Origin of the sequence: Rhodanobacter thiooxydans, assembly GCF_030291135.1 — a bacterium.
Lineage (GTDB): Bacteria > Pseudomonadota > Gammaproteobacteria > Xanthomonadales > Rhodanobacteraceae > Rhodanobacter > Rhodanobacter thiooxydans_A.
The window spans coordinates 839,568-857,910 of sequence record NZ_CP127409.1; the positions used below are offsets into that span (position 1 = coordinate 839,568).

General features: G+C 68.3%; 8 protein-coding genes. 2 read left to right on the forward strand and 6 right to left on the reverse strand.

Features of this window, described 5'->3' with window-relative positions:
* Window positions 1–80: 80 nt before the first annotated feature.
* The 5 genes from QQA13_RS03625 to QQA13_RS03645 all read right to left on the reverse strand — a co-directional run bounded on the left by QQA13_RS03625 (window position 81) and on the right by QQA13_RS03645 (window position 11,315).
* Complete coding sequence (locus tag QQA13_RS03625) at window positions 81–2,132, reverse strand: M13 family metallopeptidase (RefSeq protein WP_108472764.1); 2,052 nt, start codon at window positions 2,130–2,132, stop codon at window positions 81–83.
* A 102-nt stretch (window positions 2,133–2,234) separates the two neighbouring features.
* Window positions 2,235–5,984 carry a translocation/assembly module TamB domain-containing protein gene (locus tag QQA13_RS03630; protein ID WP_108472819.1) on the reverse strand — a complete coding sequence of 1,250 codons (3,750 nt, stop codon included), beginning with the start codon at window positions 5,982–5,984 and terminating at the stop codon, window positions 2,235–2,237.
* Between the two features lie 144 nt (window positions 5,985–6,128).
* Entirely contained in the window at window positions 6,129–7,898 is a 1,770-nt protein-coding gene (locus QQA13_RS03635) for an autotransporter assembly complex protein TamA (RefSeq protein ID WP_108472765.1), read from the reverse strand.
* 142 nt (window positions 7,899–8,040) lie between these two features.
* On the reverse strand, window positions 8,041–10,641 hold the full coding sequence (locus tag QQA13_RS03640) for a glycosyltransferase family 2 protein (protein ID WP_108472766.1): 2,601 nt from the start codon (window positions 10,639–10,641) through the stop codon (window positions 8,041–8,043).
* A 206-nt stretch (window positions 10,642–10,847) separates the two neighbouring features.
* Window positions 10,848–11,315: a Dps family protein gene (locus tag QQA13_RS03645; protein ID WP_108472767.1), complete on the reverse strand. Its 468-nt coding sequence runs from the start codon at window positions 11,313–11,315 to the stop codon at window positions 10,848–10,850.
* 135 nt (window positions 11,316–11,450) lie between these two features.
* Here QQA13_RS03645 and hrpA point away from each other — a divergent pair, with 135 nt between their 5' ends.
* Complete coding sequence (gene hrpA / locus QQA13_RS03650) at window positions 11,451–15,542, forward strand: ATP-dependent RNA helicase HrpA (protein WP_108472768.1); 4,092 nt, start codon at window positions 11,451–11,453, stop codon at window positions 15,540–15,542.
* A gap of 9 nt (window positions 15,543–15,551) precedes the next feature.
* On the opposite strand, the gene QQA13_RS03655 is transcribed toward hrpA, so the two are convergent.
* Window positions 15,552–16,031, reverse strand: coding sequence for a hypothetical protein (locus QQA13_RS03655; protein ID WP_108472769.1), 480 nt, complete (start codon window positions 16,029–16,031; stop codon window positions 15,552–15,554).
* A gap of 150 nt (window positions 16,032–16,181) precedes the next feature.
* On the opposite strand from QQA13_RS03655, the gene QQA13_RS03660 reads away from it, so the two are divergent.
* Window positions 16,182–18,314 (forward strand): RelA/SpoT family protein, encoded by a 2,133-nt coding sequence (locus QQA13_RS03660; RefSeq protein ID WP_108472770.1) that lies wholly within the window; start codon window positions 16,182–16,184, stop codon window positions 18,312–18,314.
* Window positions 18,315–18,343: the final 29 nt, after the last annotated feature.

Sequence of the window (18,343 nt, forward strand, 5' to 3'; positions counted from 1 at the left end):
CCTGTGGCCACAACCGCTCGAGCACCACGCAAAAGGGCCGCAGTTGCATGCGGCCCTTAGTTTTCAGCGGTGGCAAACGCCTACCAGATCTTTACCCGATCCTTCGGCGCCAGGTACAGCTTCTCGCCCGGCTTCACGTCGAAGGCGGGATACCACTGGTCAAGGTTGCGCACGGTTTCGGCGCGGAAGTCGCCGGGCGCGTGCACGTCGGTGGCCAGGCGCTGGCGCAGGGCGGCGTCGCGGATCTTGCCGCGCCAGGTCTGGCCGAAGGCGAGGAAGAAGCGCTGGTCGCCGGTCAGGCCGTCGATCACCGGGGCTGGCTTGCCGCCGAACGACTTGTGGTACGCGAGGTAGGCGATGGTGAGGCCGGAGACGTCGGCGATGTTCTCGCCCAGGGTCTGCTCGCCGTTGACGTGCAGGCCGGGCAGCGCTTCGTACTGGTCGAACTGTTTCGCCAGTTGCTGGCCGGCGGCCTTGAAGTGGGCCAGGTCTTCCGGCGTCCACCAGTTCGCCAGGCGGCCTTCGGCGTCGAACTCCGCGCCCATGTTGTCGAAGCTGTGGCTGATCTCGTGGCCGATCACCGAACCGATCGCGCCGTAGTTGGCGGCGGCATCGGCATGCGGGTCGAAGAACGGCGGCTGCAGGATCGCGGCGGGGAAGTTCAGCGCGTTCTGCAGCGGCAGGTTCAGCGCGTTGACGGTTTGCGGGGTCATCCACCATTCGCCCTTGTCGACACGCTGGCCGAGCTTGGCGCGCTGGTGTTCGTACTCGAACTTGTCGGCGCGCAGGTGGTTGCCGAGTGCGTCGTCGGCACGGATCTGCAATGAGCTGTAGTCGCGCCAGCTGTCCGGGTAGCCCACGCCGACGCGCAGGGTGGCGAGCTTGGCCTTGGCTTTTTCGCGCGTGGCCGGGGTCATCCAGCTCAGGGTGTCGATGCGGTCGTTGAAGGCAGCGATCAGGTTCTTCACCAACTGCTCGATTTCCGCCTTCGACGACGCCGGGAAGTAATGCTTGACGTAGAGCTGGCCCACCGCGTCACCAAGGTCGCCGCTGGTGGCGCCGACCGCGCGCTTCCAGCGCGGCTGCTGCTGCGGCGTGCCCTGCAGGGTGCGGCCGTAGAAGTCGAAGCTGAGGTCGGCATAGGCCTTCGGCAGCAGGCCGGCGCTCTGGTTGATGGTGTGGAAGAGCAGCAGGTCCTTCCACGCCTGCAGCGGCTCACTGGCGGTCAGCGCCGACAAGCCGGTCACTGCATTCGGCTGCCAGGTGTCGATCTGCTGCTGGCCGTCCAGGCCGGCGGCCTTGAAGTAGCCGGCCCAGTCGAGGCCCGGCGCCTTCCGCGCGAAGTCGGCCATGCGCCAGAGGTTGTTGGCCTTGTGGATGTCCTGGCTGTCGAGCAGGTCCGTCTGCGCCTTCGCGATCTTGGTCTCCAGGTCGAGGACGGTTCTTGCCTTGGCCGCTGCGTCGGCGATGCCGGCCTGCTTCAGCAGGACGCCGATGTAGGTCAGGTACTTGCCGCGCGTTGCCAGCATGTGCGGGTCGCTGGACAGGTAGTAGTCGCGGCTGGGCATGCCCAGGCCGCCCTGCAGCAGATAAGCGATGTTGTGCGAGGGATCTTCCAGCCCCTGCGTCACGAACAGGCCGAACAGGTTCTGGGTGTGAAAGTGGGTGGCGTTGATCGGGTCGACGTCGGCGCGCAGGCGGCTGCCCAGCACGCGGGCGAGGTCCTCGCGCGAGCTGATCGCGTCGATCTGCGCCAGCTCCGGCTTGAGCGGGGCCAGGCCGTGCTGCTCGATGGTGGCGGTGTCCATCCACGCGGCGTAGTAGTCGGCGATCCTGCGCGCGTTGCTGCCGGCGGGCGGGTGGCTGGCACTGGCGTTGCGGATCAGCTCGGCGGTGTCTTTCTCGGCCCGTTCGAACACCTTGAGGAAGGTGCCGGTGCTGGAACGGTCGGCGGGAATCTGCGCGGTCTTCAGCCACTGGCCGTTGGCGTAGCGGAAGAAATCGTCGCCCGGCTTCACGCCATGGTCGATGCCGGCCAGGTCGATGCCGGAAGGCGGGCTGGCCGGTGTCGCCGCCCATGCCGCAGGGCTGCACAGGATCGCCGTCGCCAGTACCCATCGGATGCGTTGCATGCTGGTTCCTCGGTCTTTGGAAACGTCCACGATAGTCCGCTGCGGCGGCCTTGTGGGCATGACCTATGGACTACGCCGGCAGGTCAGCATTGCTCGCGACGGCTATTTCTCGATGCGGTAGTTGAGGCTGGCGCGGCTGAACTCGGTGGCCTGCTGCGCCTCGAAGTTCCAGCGCTTGCTGAGGCGGTAGCGCAGGGTGATCACCTCGCCCGGCTCGAACAGGCCCACGCCGTAGCTGAGGTACAGCCGCGGCGACAGGTACTTGCCCACGGTGAACGCCGAGCTGCCGCCGAGCGCCGCGTTGTTGGCCACGCCGACATCGTCCACGCCCAGCTTCGCGCCGATGCTTTTGGCCAGCAGGTTGCCGGCGGCCGAGCCGAGCGCCTGCGCGGCCGCGCCCACCATGTCGCCTTCGCCGCCCTTCACCTGCGACAGCGGCTTGCCGGTGACCAGGTAGGACAGCGCGTCGGACTGCTCCATCAGCGGGTTGGAGAACACGGTGAGGATCGGTCGCTGCGCGGTGCCGGAGACCAGCAGGCCCACTTCCTGGCCTTCGTCGATGGTGGCGTTCGGGTTGAGCTTGCGCACCGCGCGGATGTTCAGGCCCGGGTTGTCAATCGGCGTGCTGGCGAACAGCAGCTGGCCGCGCTGGATCTGCAGGTTCTGGCCGTAGGCCTTGTAGGTACCGTTGACGGTGAGCTGGCCTTGCCCGATGGTGGCGCGGCCAGGGCGTTCGATCACGGTCAGCGTGCCGCCGACGCGGCCGTCCAGGCCCATGCCGACGACATGCGTCTTGCGGCCGAGATCGACCTTGACCACGGCGCTCAGTGGCAGCTTGCTGGCGGCTTCCTGCTGCTGTTTCGCATCGACCACCACCACGTCGGGCGAAGCCCGGGTGGCGTCGGTGCCGTGCAGTTTGTCCGCGTTGATGTCGGCGCTGTCGATGCCGAGCGCGCCGCCGATGTCGATGCCGTTGGCGTCCTGCTTCACGGTGAGGTCGGGCGAGATCACCACCTTGGCGGCGGGGATGTCGGCGGCGGTGAACTGGCTGCCCTTGAGTGTCAGATGCGTTTGTGCGCCGGTGCCGAGGCCGGCACTGCCGTCGATGGCCAGCGCGCCGGCACCCGATGTCAGCTGGCCGTGGATCAGGAACTGCCGCGCATCGGCGGTGCTGATCGTGAGCTGGCCCTGGCTCAGCTTGAGTCCGGCTGAAGGCAGCTCGGCGGCAAGACCGCTTACGTCAGCCTGGCCGCTGATCGCCGGCTGCTTGAGCGTGCCGGCGAAACGGAAGTTGCCGTCGATGCCGCCCTTGACGTTGGCTACCTCGCTGCTGAACAGCTCGATGAAGGCGAGCTTGTTCAGGCGCAGGTCGAGCTGGCCGCCCAGTGCCTGCCGCGCGCCGGTGAGCGTGACCTGACCGTCGATGCGACCGCCGTCGTCGAGACCGCCATGCACCTCGATGCGCTGGCTGGCGGGTGCGAGGTCGGCGGTCAGGCGCAACTGGTCGTAGCGCAGCAGGGGCTCGTCGGCACGGTCGATGTAGCTGATGCTGCCCTGTGTCGAGCTGATCGACGCGTTTCCGCTGAGCGCACCGGCGGCGCTGCGATGGATCCTGCCGCTGCCTTCGATGCTGCCGTCGGCCCGTATCGGCAGGTCGGCGTTGCCGCTGGCGTTCAGCAGCAGCGCCAGCGGCAGCGCCTGCAGCCGGTAGCTGGCGTCGAGGTTGCCGCGTTTGTCCCGTTGTGCAGTCACGCACAGCTGCGGGTCGCCGGCGCTCAGGCACAGTTCGGACAGGCTCATCGCCCCGGCGTTGTAACTGAGCCGGGCGGGTTGCCGCAGGTGCCAGCCGGGCATGCCCTGCGGTTCCAGATCGAGCGTGGAGAGCGTGCCGTTCCAGGCCGCTCCCTTCAGTGCACCGTGCAGGGCGAGCGAGCCGGAGAGCTGGCTGCCACGGGCCTCGACATCAAGCCGATGGTCGCCCTGGCTGCCTTCGGCGAGCAGGTGGAGCTGCTGGAACTGCAGGCCCTGCAGGTACGCGCCGCGGGTTTGCAGATCCAGCTTGCCGGCCGGACGGCTGATGTCGGGGATGCCGACGATCAACTGCAGCGCGTCCACTTTCTGTTGCTGCCAGGCCAGCGACTGGCCGTGCAGCTGGCCGTTGAGGCTGAGCCCGGGCTGCCTGCCACGGATGTTAAAATGGCCGTCCAGACGTCCGCCAGCATCCGGAAGCCAGTCGCCCAGCGAGGCGATCGCCAGCTGCAGGTCGGCGTCGTTGCTGGTGCCGGGACGGGCTGCCAGCTTCACCGTGCTGCCGCCGGAGGCGAGCTCGAGCTGGCCGTCGATCACCTCGCCGGGCGACAGGTGCAGTTTGCCGTGGCCGCCGATCGCGCGCTCGCGCAGCTTGCCCGTCAGCTGGCGGATCTCCAGCGTGGCATCGGCGCCATTCTTCGGCAGGCTGCCGCTGCTGGCGATGTCGAAATCCAGCGCGCCGTTCCAGCCGGCGAACAGCTGGCCGGGGTCGAACTGGTCGGCGGTGGCCGCGGCCCGCCATGCCAACACTGGCTGCAGGGTCAGCGTGCCGTATGCCTGCAGGTCGCCTTGCGCCTGTTTCAGTTGCAGCGTGTGCAGGGTGACCTGTTGCGGCGTGCCGTCGAGGTTCAATGCCAGCTTCGCGGGTTTGCCTGGCGGGCCAATCTCGACGTCGCCCTCGGCGTGGTATCGGTCGGCGTTGCCGCTGGCCTTGAGCGCGCCGCGGCTGGCCAGCGCCTGGCCGGCCAGGTCCGCCGGTAGCAGCAGGTCGTTCCAGCGGATGTCGAGTTGCGCGCTGAGCGGGCTGGCGGCGAGCTGCACAGTGCCACTGGCTTCCACGTTGCCCTTGATCTGCGGCGAGCCCAGCTTGAGCTGCTGCAGGTCGAGCGTGTCGTAGTCGTGGCTGAACTGCGCGCGCAGCGGCTGCAGCAGCAACCGGTAGTCGTTGAGATCGAGCCGGCCGTCGAGCGTGCCGCCGTAGCGGTCGCCGCGCCCCTGCACGGCGATGGCCAAGGCCTTCAGCGAGCTGTTGCCGAGTAACGGTTTCGGGTCGAAGCGCGGCGCATCGAGCTGGCCGGTCCAGGCGTAGTCGCCGGACTGGATCAGGTCCACCCGCAGTCGGGCCACGGCCGGCGCCGTGAGCCGGAGGTCGAGTTGCGCCCGCTTGCCATCGCTGTGCGCATCGAGGTCGCCGGCGTAGTTGGTGTTGCCGATCTTCCAGGCGAAGGCGGCCTTGCCGTTGCCCTGGTAACGCGTGCCGATCGCCAGCTTGCCATCGAGGCTGGCGTGGCCGTCGGGCGCCTGCAGTACCAGCTGGCGCAGTTCAATGCCGCGATCGGTCCAACTGCCGGCCAGGTCGAGCCGGCTGGAGACGAACAGCGGCTGGCCGTCCCGCGTCAGCTTCACCGCGCCCACATGCGCGCGGTCGAGGATCAGTTCGATCGGTGGCTGCAACGAGAAACTGCCTGAGCTGGCGGTGTCGTGCGGCGCAGACTTGGGCAGGGCGATCTCGACGTCGTCGACATCCAGCGTGAGTACATGCAGACGCCTGACCAGCAAGGGCCAGAAGCGCAGATCCAGATGCGCCTTGGCCACGGTCACCACGGTGCCCTTGCCGTTGTCGTAGTGGATGCCAGCCAGGTCCAGCGGACCAAGCAGGCGGCCTTGCGCCTGTTGTACCTGCAGCGCGCCGTTGGTGGCGGCCTGGGTCCGCGCCAGCGCGAAGCGCAGGCCGGAACCGGTGCCGAGCAGCCACCACAGTGCCGCCGTCAGCACCAGCAGCAAGGTGGCGAACGCGATCGCTGTGCGCTTGAGCCACTTCATGCCGTCAGCCTGCTCCATCGTTGGTTTCTGCCAGGGAGAAGCCGGGAAGAGGGGATGCAGTATTGACGAAGAGCGCCCCCTCCCCGACCCTCCCCTGCGTTGCAGGGGAGGGAGGAAGACGGGAGCTGGCCGATGCCGTCTTCATCACAGATCCGGCCCGATCACCAGGTGCAAGCGGATGCCGTGTGCGCGATCGTCGTGGATCGGCGTGCCCAGGTCGAGGCGGATCATGCCTACCGGCGAGCGCCAGCGCAGGCCCAGGCCGGCGCCGATCTTCGGCCGGTAGTCGGTGCCGCTGAACGCGTTGCCGGCGTCGATGAAGGCGGCCATGCCCCAGTTGCGGGTGAAGTAGTGCTCAACCTCGGTGCTGGCGACCAGCAGGTGGTGGCCGCCGATGACGCGATCGGCGCTGTTGCGCGGGCCGATCGCCTGGTAGCCGTAGCCGCGCACCGAGCGGTCACCGCCGGCGAAGAAGCGCAGCTGCGGGGGCAGTGCGGCGAAGTCATCGGTCCAGGTGATGCCGGCGCTGCCGCGCAGGATCAGCCGGTTGCGCTGGCGCGTGCCGAATGCGCGGATCCATTTCGCGTCGGCGGTCAGTTCGCTGAAGCTGGCGTCGGACAGCAGGCTGCCGGCGGTACTGCGCGCGGCCACGCTGAGCAGCCAGCCGCGGCGCGTGAAGTCGGGATTGTCGGTCTGCTTGCGGGTCAGCGCGGCTTCGCCGAACACCAGCGTGCTGTGGCCGTGCTCGATGCCGGGTGTGTTGTCCGGTTCGTTGCCGCGCTTGCCCACGGTGAAGGTGCCGGACAGCACGTGCACGCCCAGGGTGCGGGTCCAGCCGTGCCACTGGCGGGTCTCGTTGCCGACCAGTTCCAGCGTGCGCGATTGCGAGGTGGCGGTGTTGGCGTCGCGGAAGTTCGCGCCGACGTTGTAGTTGCGCTGGTTGTCGCCGGGCAGCGGGATCGAGTACAGCGTGGACAGCGTCTTCAGCTTCTGCGCCACCACCAGTTCGTTCTTCCACTTGTGCCCGCGCCGGTTGACCCAGCGCCGCTCCATCCCGCCGCGCACGCCGAAGCCGGTGTCGGTGCCGATGAACGGGCCGCCGGTGTAGATCGTGCGCTTGGCCGGCGCCAGCTGCACGGTGATGTCGACCACGCCGTTCTTTGCCTGGTCCACGTCCGGCTGCACGTTGACCACCGCGAAATAGTCCGCGCCGTTCAGCGCCTGCTGCAGTTCCAGCAGCTGGTTCTGCGAAAAATAGTCGCCGGATTTGAACGGCACGTAGCGGTCGAGAAAGCCGTCCTTGAACTGCGAGCCGTCGAAGTGCACCTGGCCGTAGCGGTAACGCGGGCCTGCCTGCCACGCCAGCTTGATCGCCGCGCTGTGGTCGGCGCGGCTGACTTCGACCCGATGGGTGAGCAGGCGGGCGTCGAGGAAGCCGTTGGCGGTGAGCTGCGCGCTGAGCACGTCGCGCGCCGCGTCGTAGGCGCCGTGATTCAGAGGCTTGCCCTTGAGTCGTTCGATCGCGCGTTTCGCGCGGCGCAGCGGGGCGAGCTGCGCCGCCTCCTTGTCCAGTTGCACGTCGACCGAGGTGACCTTGACCGGCTCGCCCGGCTGCACGTGCAGGGTCACCCGCCAGTCCTTGCCGACCTGCTGCAGGTCGCCGGTGACGCTGGCGTCGTAGTAGCCGTACGGCTGCAGCGCGGACTGCAGCTGGCCGGGAGCGCGTTCGTACAGGCGCCGCAGCTGGGCCGCGCTGACATCGCGGGTGGCGTATTGCGACAGCTCCACGCCGGCGATCGCCGCCGACTTCAGTGGCTCGGCAATGCCATCCACCAGCAGCTGCACGCCGGCATGCGCTTGCGCTGCGGACAGCAGCAGAAGCAGCAGGCTCAGGCGTCGGGGAAGGCGGCGCATGCGTGGGGTTCCGTCCTCGGATCGTTTTCTGGTTCGAGGCAGAGCTTAACCAACCCGGTGTTGGCTCCGTATGAAGCCTGCTGGATCGGCAGGCAGCGGGACCAGCATCACGTGCGCGCCTCGCTGGTGCGGCCGTGCCGCATCAGCCGGTCTTGTCGCCGGACTTGTGCGCGATCCACGCACCGATCACCGCCGAGACGTACGGGATCGACTGCGCGGCAAGGATGAACATCCACAAGGTGCCTTCGATGTAGCGCGTGCCGTAGCCCAGCGCCATGCCGACGATGCACAGCATCAGCGCCACCGCCATCAGCCCTTCCTCGCGCACCGGGGCGAACGCGGCGAAACTGCTGCCGCCCATGCGCCGGCTCTTGGCGGTGACCACGAACGAGGTCTTCTGGCGGGTCAGCCCGTGCAGGATGCCGCGGGCGATGGCGTGGCTGAGGCCCATGCTGGCCAGCGAGGCCATCAGCGTGTCGTACCAGCTGCACGGCACGCGGGCGCGGTACAGCACGATGCCGAAGATCGCCTTGGCGAAGAAGAAGCCGATCACCGGGATCAGGAACAGCTGCATTGGCAGGCTGAAGTACTGCGGGAAGGCGATCATGCCCGCGGTCCAGAACAGCGCCATCAGGGTGAAGACCAGGTGCAGCGCGTCGGCGAACCAGCTGAACCAGCCGGTGAGGAAGTGGAAGCGCTGGCCGGCGGAAAGCGGCCCTCGCTGCGTCATCCAGTTCCAGCGGCCCTTGAGGATCTGCATGGCGCCGAACGCCCAGCGGTAGCGCTGGCTCTTGTACGCCTTGAAGTCGGCCGGGGTCAGCCCCTTGCCCATCAGCTCGTCGACGTAGACGAGCTCGTAGCCGGCGTGCATCAGGCGCAGGCCGAGCTCGGCGTCCTCGCAGATGGTCCACTCGGACCAGCCGCCGGTACCTTCCAGCGCGCTGCGCCGGACCATGGTCATGGTGCCGTGCTGGATGATCGCGTTGCGCTCGTTGCGGTGGTGCATGCCGATGCGGAAGAAACCGTCGAACTCCCACGCGGTCATGCGACGGAAGCGGTTGTGCTCGAAGTCGCGGTGCGCCTGCGGGCATTGCACCACCGCCACCTTCGGGTCGTGGAAATGACCGGTGAGGGTGGCCAGCCAGTCCGCCCGCACCACGTAGTCGGCGTCGATCACCGCCACCACGTCGGCCTCGGGCGCGGTTTCCTTCAGGCCGAAGTTCAGCGCGCCGGCCTTGAAGCCGGGCCACGGTTCCAGATGGAAGAAGCGGAAGCGCTTGCCCAGCTTCTCGCAGTACTCCTTCACCGGGCCCCACACCGCCGGGTCCTTGGTGTTGTTGTCGATCACCAGCACTTCGTAATTGGCGTAGTCGAGCTCCGCCAGCGAGTCCAGCGTGACCTGCACCATCTCCGGCGGCTCGTTGTAGCAGGCCAGGTGGATCGACACGAACGGCTGCTTTTCTGGCGGGTCGGGCCGCAGCATGCCGGCCTCGCGGATCCACTCGCGCCGCCACAGCACCTCGGTGAACTCGAAGCCGTTGATCAGCAGGATGGCGAGGATGGCGATCTGCGCCGGGAACAGCAGCACCAGCATCGTCCAGTCCACCCAGCTCAGGTAGAAGTTGAACGGCAGCGTGGCCGACCACACGATCAGGCCGCAGGCCAGCTGGATCAGCGCGGCGAAGAAGAACCGCCCCATCAGCTTGAAGCGGATGAAGCGGCGCGCGAAGAAGATCATCGGCAGCAGCGCCAGCAGGCTCGCCGCCAGCGCCTTCCATGGCCAGCCGGTGTCCTCGGTGACCGGGCCGGTCAGCGGAAATTTCAGCTGGCGGTCGGCATTGAACATGCCCCAGTACGCGCCGGTGCGGCCTTCGCCCAGCGCTTCCTTCCATGGCTGGTCGAAGGCTTCGAGCAGGAAGTAGTCGATGCGTTCGAGCTTGGCCGCGTTCATCCAGTCGCGGATGAAGATCGCCTCATTGGACACCGACGGGTCGGCGTATTCGTGACGGTCGCCGTTCGACGGCCAGCCGATCTCGCCGACCACCACCGGCTTGTCCGGGTAGCGCTGGCGGATCTGGTCGTAGGCACCCAGCGCGGCGGGCACGGCGTCCTTGCGCGCGATGCCGTTCCAGAACGGGAACAGGTGGATGGTGATGAAGTCCACGTGCTGCGCCAGTTCGGGGTACTTCAGCCAGATGTAGTCCGGCTCGGCGATCGACACCGGCTGGTGCACGGCGGCGCGCACGCGATCCAGGTAGGCCATCATCTGCTCGGGCGGCAGGTCGTTGCGGAACAACACCTCGTTGCCCACGATGACGCGGGTGATCGTGTCCGGATAGGCGCGCGCCTTGGCGATCAGCAAATCGATCTCGCGCTCGTTGTTGTCCAGCCGTTTGTCGATCTCGGCGCCGGCCAGCACCGTCAGGCCTTCCTTCTGCGCCAGCCGGTACAGCTGCGGATTCTGCTGCATCGTGTAGGTACGGACATGGTCCGTGTAGCGGTGCAGCAACTTGAGGTCGCCGGCGATCTCGTCGTCGCTGGGATAGTCCTGCTTGAACGGGCTCTGGTAGCGCTGGAACACCGACAGCGCGTAGCCGCCGACCTTGCCGTGCCAGTCCTCCGGGCCGCGCGGCAGGTTGCCGTACCACCACAGCCCGATGTTCATCGCGGCCACGATCAGGGCGAGCACGATCGCCGTGAGCAGCGGATACCGGGTGTTGTGGTTTGCTGCGGTGGCGCTCAAAAAAATCCCCGGAGGAAGCCTGCGCAACAGGCGGTACAGCTCGAGGAGCTTAACCAATCCATGGCACCGGGCTCAATAAAGATCGCTGGCCGCGGTCAGCGCAAGGTCAGGCGCGGTGCGGGCCGGATGGCAAGCGATGTGAGAACGGCAGCTTCCAGGGGAAGCTGCCGCCGGTTTCCACGCATGCGGACGAGGCGCCGGCCGGCCTACTTCAGCAGCGAGCGCAGCATCCACGCCGTCTTCTCGTGCTCCTTCAGGCGCCCGGTGGCCATGTCGGCGGTGCCGTCGTCGCCGGCGGCATTGGCGGCCTTGAGTGTGTCGCGGGCGGTGGCGGCGGCGACTTCGTGGCCTTCGACCAGCTGGCCCACCATCTCCTTCCACGCCGGCACGCCGGATTCCTCCTTGATCGAGCTGAGCTTGGCGAACTGGCTGTAGGAGCCGGGGGCGAACACGTCCAGCGTGCGGATGCGCTCGGCGACCTCGTCGGCGGCCAGCCACAGTGCGTTGTACTGGGCCTCGAACATGGTGTGCAGGCTGTTGAACTGCGGGCCGGTGACGTTCCAGTGGAAGCTGTGGGTCTTCAGGTACAGCGAATAGGTGTCGGCCAGCAGCCTGGACAGGTGCCTGGCGACCTGTTCGCGATCTTTCCGGGCGATACCGATGGAAATGGCCATGTGCTGCTCCTTCCGGTGAGTTGATGGAGCAACGATAGAGTGTCGGCGGTGACGGGTGAAATGAATCCTTCGAATGTAGTCGATAGCCAGCGACTATCGGGTGGCGGGTTGCCAGCAGCTATCATCTGCGGTCCGATGAACGACGCCCACCTGCCCACGCCCGATGCCACCGCCGATGCCGGCCTGCGCGAGTTGCGCCGGCAACTGGAGACGGTGTCCAGCCGCGACTTCGGCCGCCTGCTGGGGCGCTGGCGCAGCCTGTCACGCCGACCCGACGAGAACAAGCTGGCGGCACTGCGTGCGGATATCGAACGTTCCGCAGCCAGGCGCCGCGCCCGCGCCGCGGCCAAGCCCGCCATCCGGCTCGATGAATCGCTGCCGATCAGCGCCCGCGGCGAGGACATCGTCAAGCTGATCCGCGAGCACCAGGTGGTGGTGATCGCCGGCGAGACCGGCTCAGGCAAGACCACCCAGCTGCCCAAGCTGTGCCTGGCCGCCGGTCGCGGCGAGGCCGGCATGATTGGCTGCACCCAGCCGCGCCGGCTGGCCGCGCGCTCGGTGGCGCGCCGCGTGGCGGAGGAACTGGGCACGCCGCTGGGCGAGATCGTGGGTTTCCAGGTGCGCTTCAACGACCAGGTGTCCGAGCGCAGCCTGATCAAGTTCATGACCGACGGCATCCTGCTGGCCGAGACCCAGGGTGACCCGTGGCTCAGCGCCTACGACACCCTCATCATCGACGAGGCGCACGAGCGCAGCCTGAACATCGACTTCCTGCTCGGCTACCTGAAACGGCTGGCATCGAAGCGGCCGGAGCTGAAGATCATCGTCACCTCGGCCACGATCGATACCGCGCGCTTCGCCGAGCACTTCGACGGCGCGCCGGTGGTCGAAGTGGAAGGGCGCGCGTATCCGGTCGAAACGCGCTGGCGCTCGCTCGATGAAATAGTCGCGCGACAGGGGCGCAACAAGGACATGCAGCAGGGCAGCGCCGAACACATCGCCGCGGTGCTCGACGAGATCAGCCACGACGACCCACGCGGCGACGTGCTGGTGTTCCTGCCCGGCGAGCGCGAGATCCGCGACGCGCACCAGCTGCTGTCGCGCCGGCAGTACCGCGAGACCGAGATCATGCCGCTGTACGCGAGGCTGTCCGCCGGCGATCAGGACCGCGTGTTCAAGCCCGGCGTGAAGCGCCGCGTGGTGCTGGCTACCAACGTGGCCGAGACCTCGCTGACCGTGCCGCGCATCCGCTACGTGATCGACACCGGCACCGCGCGGGTGAAGCGCTACAGCCAGCGCAGCCAGCTCGAACGGCTGCATGTCGAACCGATCTCGCAGGCCGCCGCGGACCAGCGCAAGGGTCGCTGCGGCCGCGTCGGGCCGGGCATCTGCTATCGCCTGTACGACGAGGCGGATTTCGCCGGCCGCGCCGCGTTCACCGATCCGGAACTGCTGCGTTCGTCGCTGGCCAACGTGATCCTGCGCATGCTGGCGCTGAAGCTGGGGGAGGTGGATGAGTTCCCGTTCCTGGAGGCGCCCGACCCGCGCGTGGTTGCCGACGGCTTCCGCCGGCTCACCGAGATTTCCGCGATCGACGAGGCACGCAAGCTCACCGCGATCGGCCGCACCCTGGCTCGCCTGCCGATCGACGTGCAGCTGGCGCGCATGCTGGTCGAGGGCGAGCAGCTGCACGCGCTACGCGAGTTGCTCACCATCGTCGCCTTCCTCAGCATCCAGGACCCGCGCGAACGCCCGGGCGATGCAAGGCAACAGGCCGATACGGCGCATGCCGTGTTCGCCGATCCGAAATCCGACTTCGCCAGCGTGCTGAACCTGTGGCGCGCCTACCACGACGCGCACGAGGAACTGACCCAGTCGAAGCTGCGCGACTGGTGCTCGCGGCACTTCCTCAGCTTCATGCGGATGCGCGAGTGGCGCGAGCTGCATCGGCAGTTGTTGCTGGTGGTGGGGGAGTTGGGGTGGGGGATGGATGGACAGCCGCAAGCTGCACGCTCTGCTCCTCCCCCTGCGCGCAGGGGGAGGTTGGGAGGGGGTGGCGCTCTTGATCTTGTTGCACAAAGTCAAAAGCGAACCCCACCCCAGCCCTCCCCTGCGAGCAGGGGAGGGAGCGAGAGCGTCGACGTCGCCGAGCGGTTGTACGAATCCGTCCATCGCTCCCTGCTCGCTGGCCTGCCCACTCAGGTCGGTCGCAAGGATGAGAAGGGCATCTACCAGAGCACCCGCGAGCGCAAGTTCCAGGTCTTCCCCGGTTCGGCCTTGTCGAAGGCACCGCCGAACTGGATCTTCTCCGCGCAGATCCTCGACGTGGGTGGGCGCGTGTGGGGCATGGCCAACGCGCGGGTCGAGCCGCTGTGGATCGAGCAGCAGGCGGCGCACCTGTTGCGCACGCATTGCCGCGATGCGCACTGGTCGAAGAAGCGTGGCTGCGTGGTGGCTTACGAACAGGTCAGCCTGTTCGGCCTGGTGCTGGTGGAGAAGCGGCCAGTCACCTTCCAGCGGCAGGATCCGGCGCTGGCGCATGCGATCTTCCTGCGCGAGGCACTGGTGCGTGGCGACATCGACAGCGCCGGCCATGGAAGGCCAAGTGCTACGGGCGCAGGACGCGCAGGAGCAGCGGCGGATTTCGTGCGCGCCAACCAGCGCGTGCTTGAGGAAGCGTTGGGCATCGAGGCGAAGCAGCGTCGCGAAGGGCTGATCCGCCACGAGGACGAACTGGTCGCGTTCTTCGAGGGCAAGCTGCCGCAAGACATCGCCAGCAGTCGTGCGCTGGACGCGTGGTATCGCAAGGCCCGTCCGGCCGAGCAGGCGGCGCTGCGCTGGTCGCTGGACGAGGTGATGGCCGGTGGTGCGGGGCTGGATGCGAGGGCGTTCCCCGCGGTGCTGGAGATTCCGCCGCAGAGGTACAAACTCGAATACCGCTTCGTCCCCGGCGACGAGGCCGACGGTGTCACCCTGCAGCTGCCGCTGGCGATGTTGAACGCACTGCCGCCCGCTCGCTGCGAATGGCTGGTGCCCGGCCTGCTGGCCGACAAGGTGGCCGAGTTGATCCGCGGCCTGCCGAAAGCCTTGCGCCGCAACTTCGTGCCCGCACCGGATTTCGCGCGCGCCTTCGTCGAAGCCGAGTCGCCGCGTGACGAGCCGCTGGCGAAGGCGCTGGCTGCGTTCCTGAAGCGCACCACCGGCGTCGATATCACTGCCGGCGAATTCGCCGGCGTCGAACTGTCTCCACACTTCCTGATGCGTTATCGCCTGCACGACGAGCGTGGCAAGACGCTGGCCGGCGGCCGCGACCTGGCCGCCTTGCGCGGCCAGTGGGAAGGCCAGGCGCGCGAGGCGTTCTCGCGCAAGACCGACATCGAACTGACCCGCGAAGACGTGGCTCACTGGGATTTCGAGGCGATCCCTGCACAGGTGCGTTCGGACGGCGGCCTCGCCGCGTTCCCGGCGCTGGTCGACCTCGGCGAGACGGTGGCGCTGCGCGTGTTCGAGCGCAGCGACGAGGCGCGCGCGGCGCATGCCGGCGGCGTGGTGCGCCTGCTGCGCAACGCGCTGGCCAGCGAGGCGAAGCAGGCGCGCCGGCGATTGCCGATCGGCAACGCGCTGGCGCTGAAGTACGCACCGCTCGGCAGCGTGGACAGTCTGCGCGAGGACCTGCTCGAAGGCGGTTTCGCCGACCTGCTGGCGCGCCACGAGCTGGACGTGCGCAGCGCCGGCACGTTCGAGGCGCTGCGCACACAGTGCGCGCGCGAACTGTTCGGCGCCGGCGTCGAGCGGCTGAAACTGGCCGAGCCGATCATCGAGGCGCAGGCCGACCTCAAGCCGTGGCTGCAGCCGCCGCTGCTGGGCTTCGCCCGCGCCAGCTACGACGACCTGCGCGAGCAGTTCGACGCGCTGCTGGTGCCCGGTTTCCTGCGCGAGCTGCCGCCATCACGGCTGGCGCACTATCCGCGCTACCTCAAGGCGATGCGCCTGCGCGGCGAACGGCTGCGCCAGGACCCGGCGAAGGACCAGCAGCGCCTGCTGCAGGTGCTGCCGTACTGGCGCGCGTACCTGCAGCAGCGCGCCGCCGGCGCCGATCCCGTCGCGCTGGCCGAGCTGCGCTGGCTGATCGAGGAGTGGCGCGTGTCGCTGTTCGCGCAGGAGCTGAAGACCGCCGAACCGGTCTCGGCCAAGCGGCTGGCGAAGGCGCTGGCGCTGCTGGATTGAGCCGGTCGCTCAGCGCGTCCGCCGCACGTGCACGCTGCCGTTGCAGCCGTCCACGTACATCAGCCAGCTGTCGAACAGCGACGGCTTGACCTTGACCGCCGGGTTGTCGGCGCTCATGCAGTCGGGCGCGTCCGAGCCGATCTGCTTCCACGACTGGCCATTGTCCAGGGTGAATTCGTCGTGGCCGTGCCAGCCGCTGAAGTGCCCGACCAGGCGGGCGTTGAACTTGCTGCGCTTCTGCTTCGGCTCGTAGAACACCGGCTGGCCGCTGGTGTCGACCATCTTGGTGGTGGTCTTGCCGTGCTTGCTCAGCCAGTCGTCGAGATTCTGCAACTCCTGCGCCGACAGCTTGTCCAGTCCGGCAGCCTTGAATTCGGCATCGCTCATGCGTTGTTGCAGGCCGTTGGCCTGCTGCGCCTGCACGGACAGGCAGCCCAGCGACAGTGCCAGCAGCAGCGGCAAGGTCAGGTGGCGGGGACGGATCGGCATGGGTGCATCCTCGGGGCAACGGAACGGAAGCGTCGATTCTGCGCGGCAGGCCGGCCTGCCGCCAAGGGGTACGCGGCGATTCGCGCGCAGCGCGGCCGGCACGACCCCGCAGCGGCTACCATGGCCGGGCAAGACCCGAGTTGACTGTCCATGGCCCCGATCATCGAACCATCCGCCCTGTCCCGTTGGCGCGAACGCGCCGGCGCGCTGCCGCCGCTGCTGGCCGACGCGCTGGAGGCTTGCGCCACGCGCGCGATAGACCAGGCCGAGTGCACCGACGTGCTGGACCTGCTCGGCATGCTCGGCTGCGATGCGCAGACCCAGGCGGCGGCGCTGTGGTTCGAGCTGGCGCGGGTCGATCCTGCGCTGTGGGCGCAGCGGCGTGCGACGTTGCCGGGCGAGCTGCAGCGGCTGGTCGACGGCCAGCAGGCGGCCGAGCAGGTATGGGCGCTGCATGCGCAGCGGCCGCCGCAGGGCGCGGCCGAGGGTCTGCGCCGGCTGTTGCTGGCGATCGTGCGCGACCTGCGCGTGGTGTTCGTGCTGCTGGCGCGGCAGCTGGCGCGGATGCGCGCGGTGGCGGCAGCGCCGGAGGGCGAGCGCCAGGCGCTGGCGCGGCTGACCCGCGACATCCATGCGCCGCTGGCGAACCGGCTCGGTATCTGGCAGCTGAAGTGGGAGCTGGAGGACCTGGCGTTCCGCTACCTGCAGCCGGACACCTACCGCCGCATCGCCAACCTGCTCGACGAGCGCCGCGCCGATCGCGAGGCGTTCATCCGCGACTCGCTGGCCGAGCTGCAGCGCGCGCTGGCCGTGGCCGGCATCCAGGCCGAGCTGGCCGGGCGGCCGAAGCACATCTACTCGATCTGGAAGAAGATGCAGCGCAAGGCGCTGGACTTCTCCGACCTGTACGACATCCGCGCGGTGCGCGTGCTGGTCGACAACATCACCGACTGCTACGCCGCGCTGGGCGTGGTGCACTCGCTGTGGCCGCATCTGCCGGGCGAGTTCGACGACTACATCGCGCGGCCCAAGGCGAACGGCTACCAGTCGCTGCATACCGCGGTGATCGGGCCGCAGGGCAAGACGCTGGAAGTACAGATCCGCACCCACGACATGCACCGCGCCAACGAACTGGGCGTGGCCGCGCACTGGCGCTACAAGGAAGGCGGCAGCGCCGACGCCGAGTTCGAGGCGAAGATCGCCTGGATGCGCAAGCTGCTGGAGCCGCGCGGCGAGGACGACAGCACGCTGGCCGCCGAGCTGCAGACCGAGCTGCTGGAAGACCGCGTCTACCTGCTGACCCCGAAGGGCGAGGTGTTCGACCTGGCACGCGGCGCCACCGTGCTGGACTTCGCCTACCTGGTGCATACCGAGGTGGGCCATCGCTGCCGCGGCGCCAAGGTCAACGGCCGCATCGTGCCGCTGACCTTCCAGCCGCAAAGCGGCGACCGGGTGGAGATCCTCACCGGCAAGGTGGCCGATCCCAGCCGCGACTGGCTGTCGCCGCATCATGGCTACCTCAATACCTCGCGGGCGAAGGACAAGTTGCGCGCGTGGTTCCGCCGGATCGCCCACGATGCCAACCTCGCGGCCGGTCGCGGCATGTTCGAGCGCGAACTGAAGCGGCTGGCGCTGTCGAATGCGGACGTGGGCAAGCTGCCGGCGCACTTCCACCTGAAAAGCCAGGACGAGCTGCTGATCGCGCTGGCGCTAGGCGAGATCACTCCCGGGCAGATCGCCCGCGTGCTGCAGGAGGCGGCGCAACCGCCGGAGCCCGAGGTCACCCAGTCGAGCGCGCCGGTGGCTTCGCGCCACGCCACGCTCGACCACAGCGCCTTGCGCATCGAAGGCATCGGCAACCTGCTGACCACACTGGCGCGCTGCTGCCAGCCGCTGCCTGGCGATCCGGTGCGCGGTTTCATCACCAAGGGCCGCGGTGTCTCGGTGCATCGCGCCGACTGCGGCAGCCTGGCGCGGCTCACCGCGCGCGATCCGGACCGGGTGATCGAAGTGAGCTGGGGCAGCGCCGCGGCGCAAGCCTATGAGGTCGACATCGAGCTGCGTGGCTACGACCGCAGGGGCCTGCAGAAGGACGTCACCGGCGTGGTCAGCAACGCCGGCACGCACATCATCGCCTCGTCCAGCCGGCTGTTCGTGCACACCGGCGAGGTGGAGATGCGCTTCACCCTGCGCGTGCGCGACTTCGAGCAGCTGTCGACCCTGCTCGGCAAGCTGCAGGCGCTGCCGAACGTGCTCGACGTGCGCCGGGTCGGCACCGGCTGAATGACCACGCAATGCCGGCGTGTGGACGG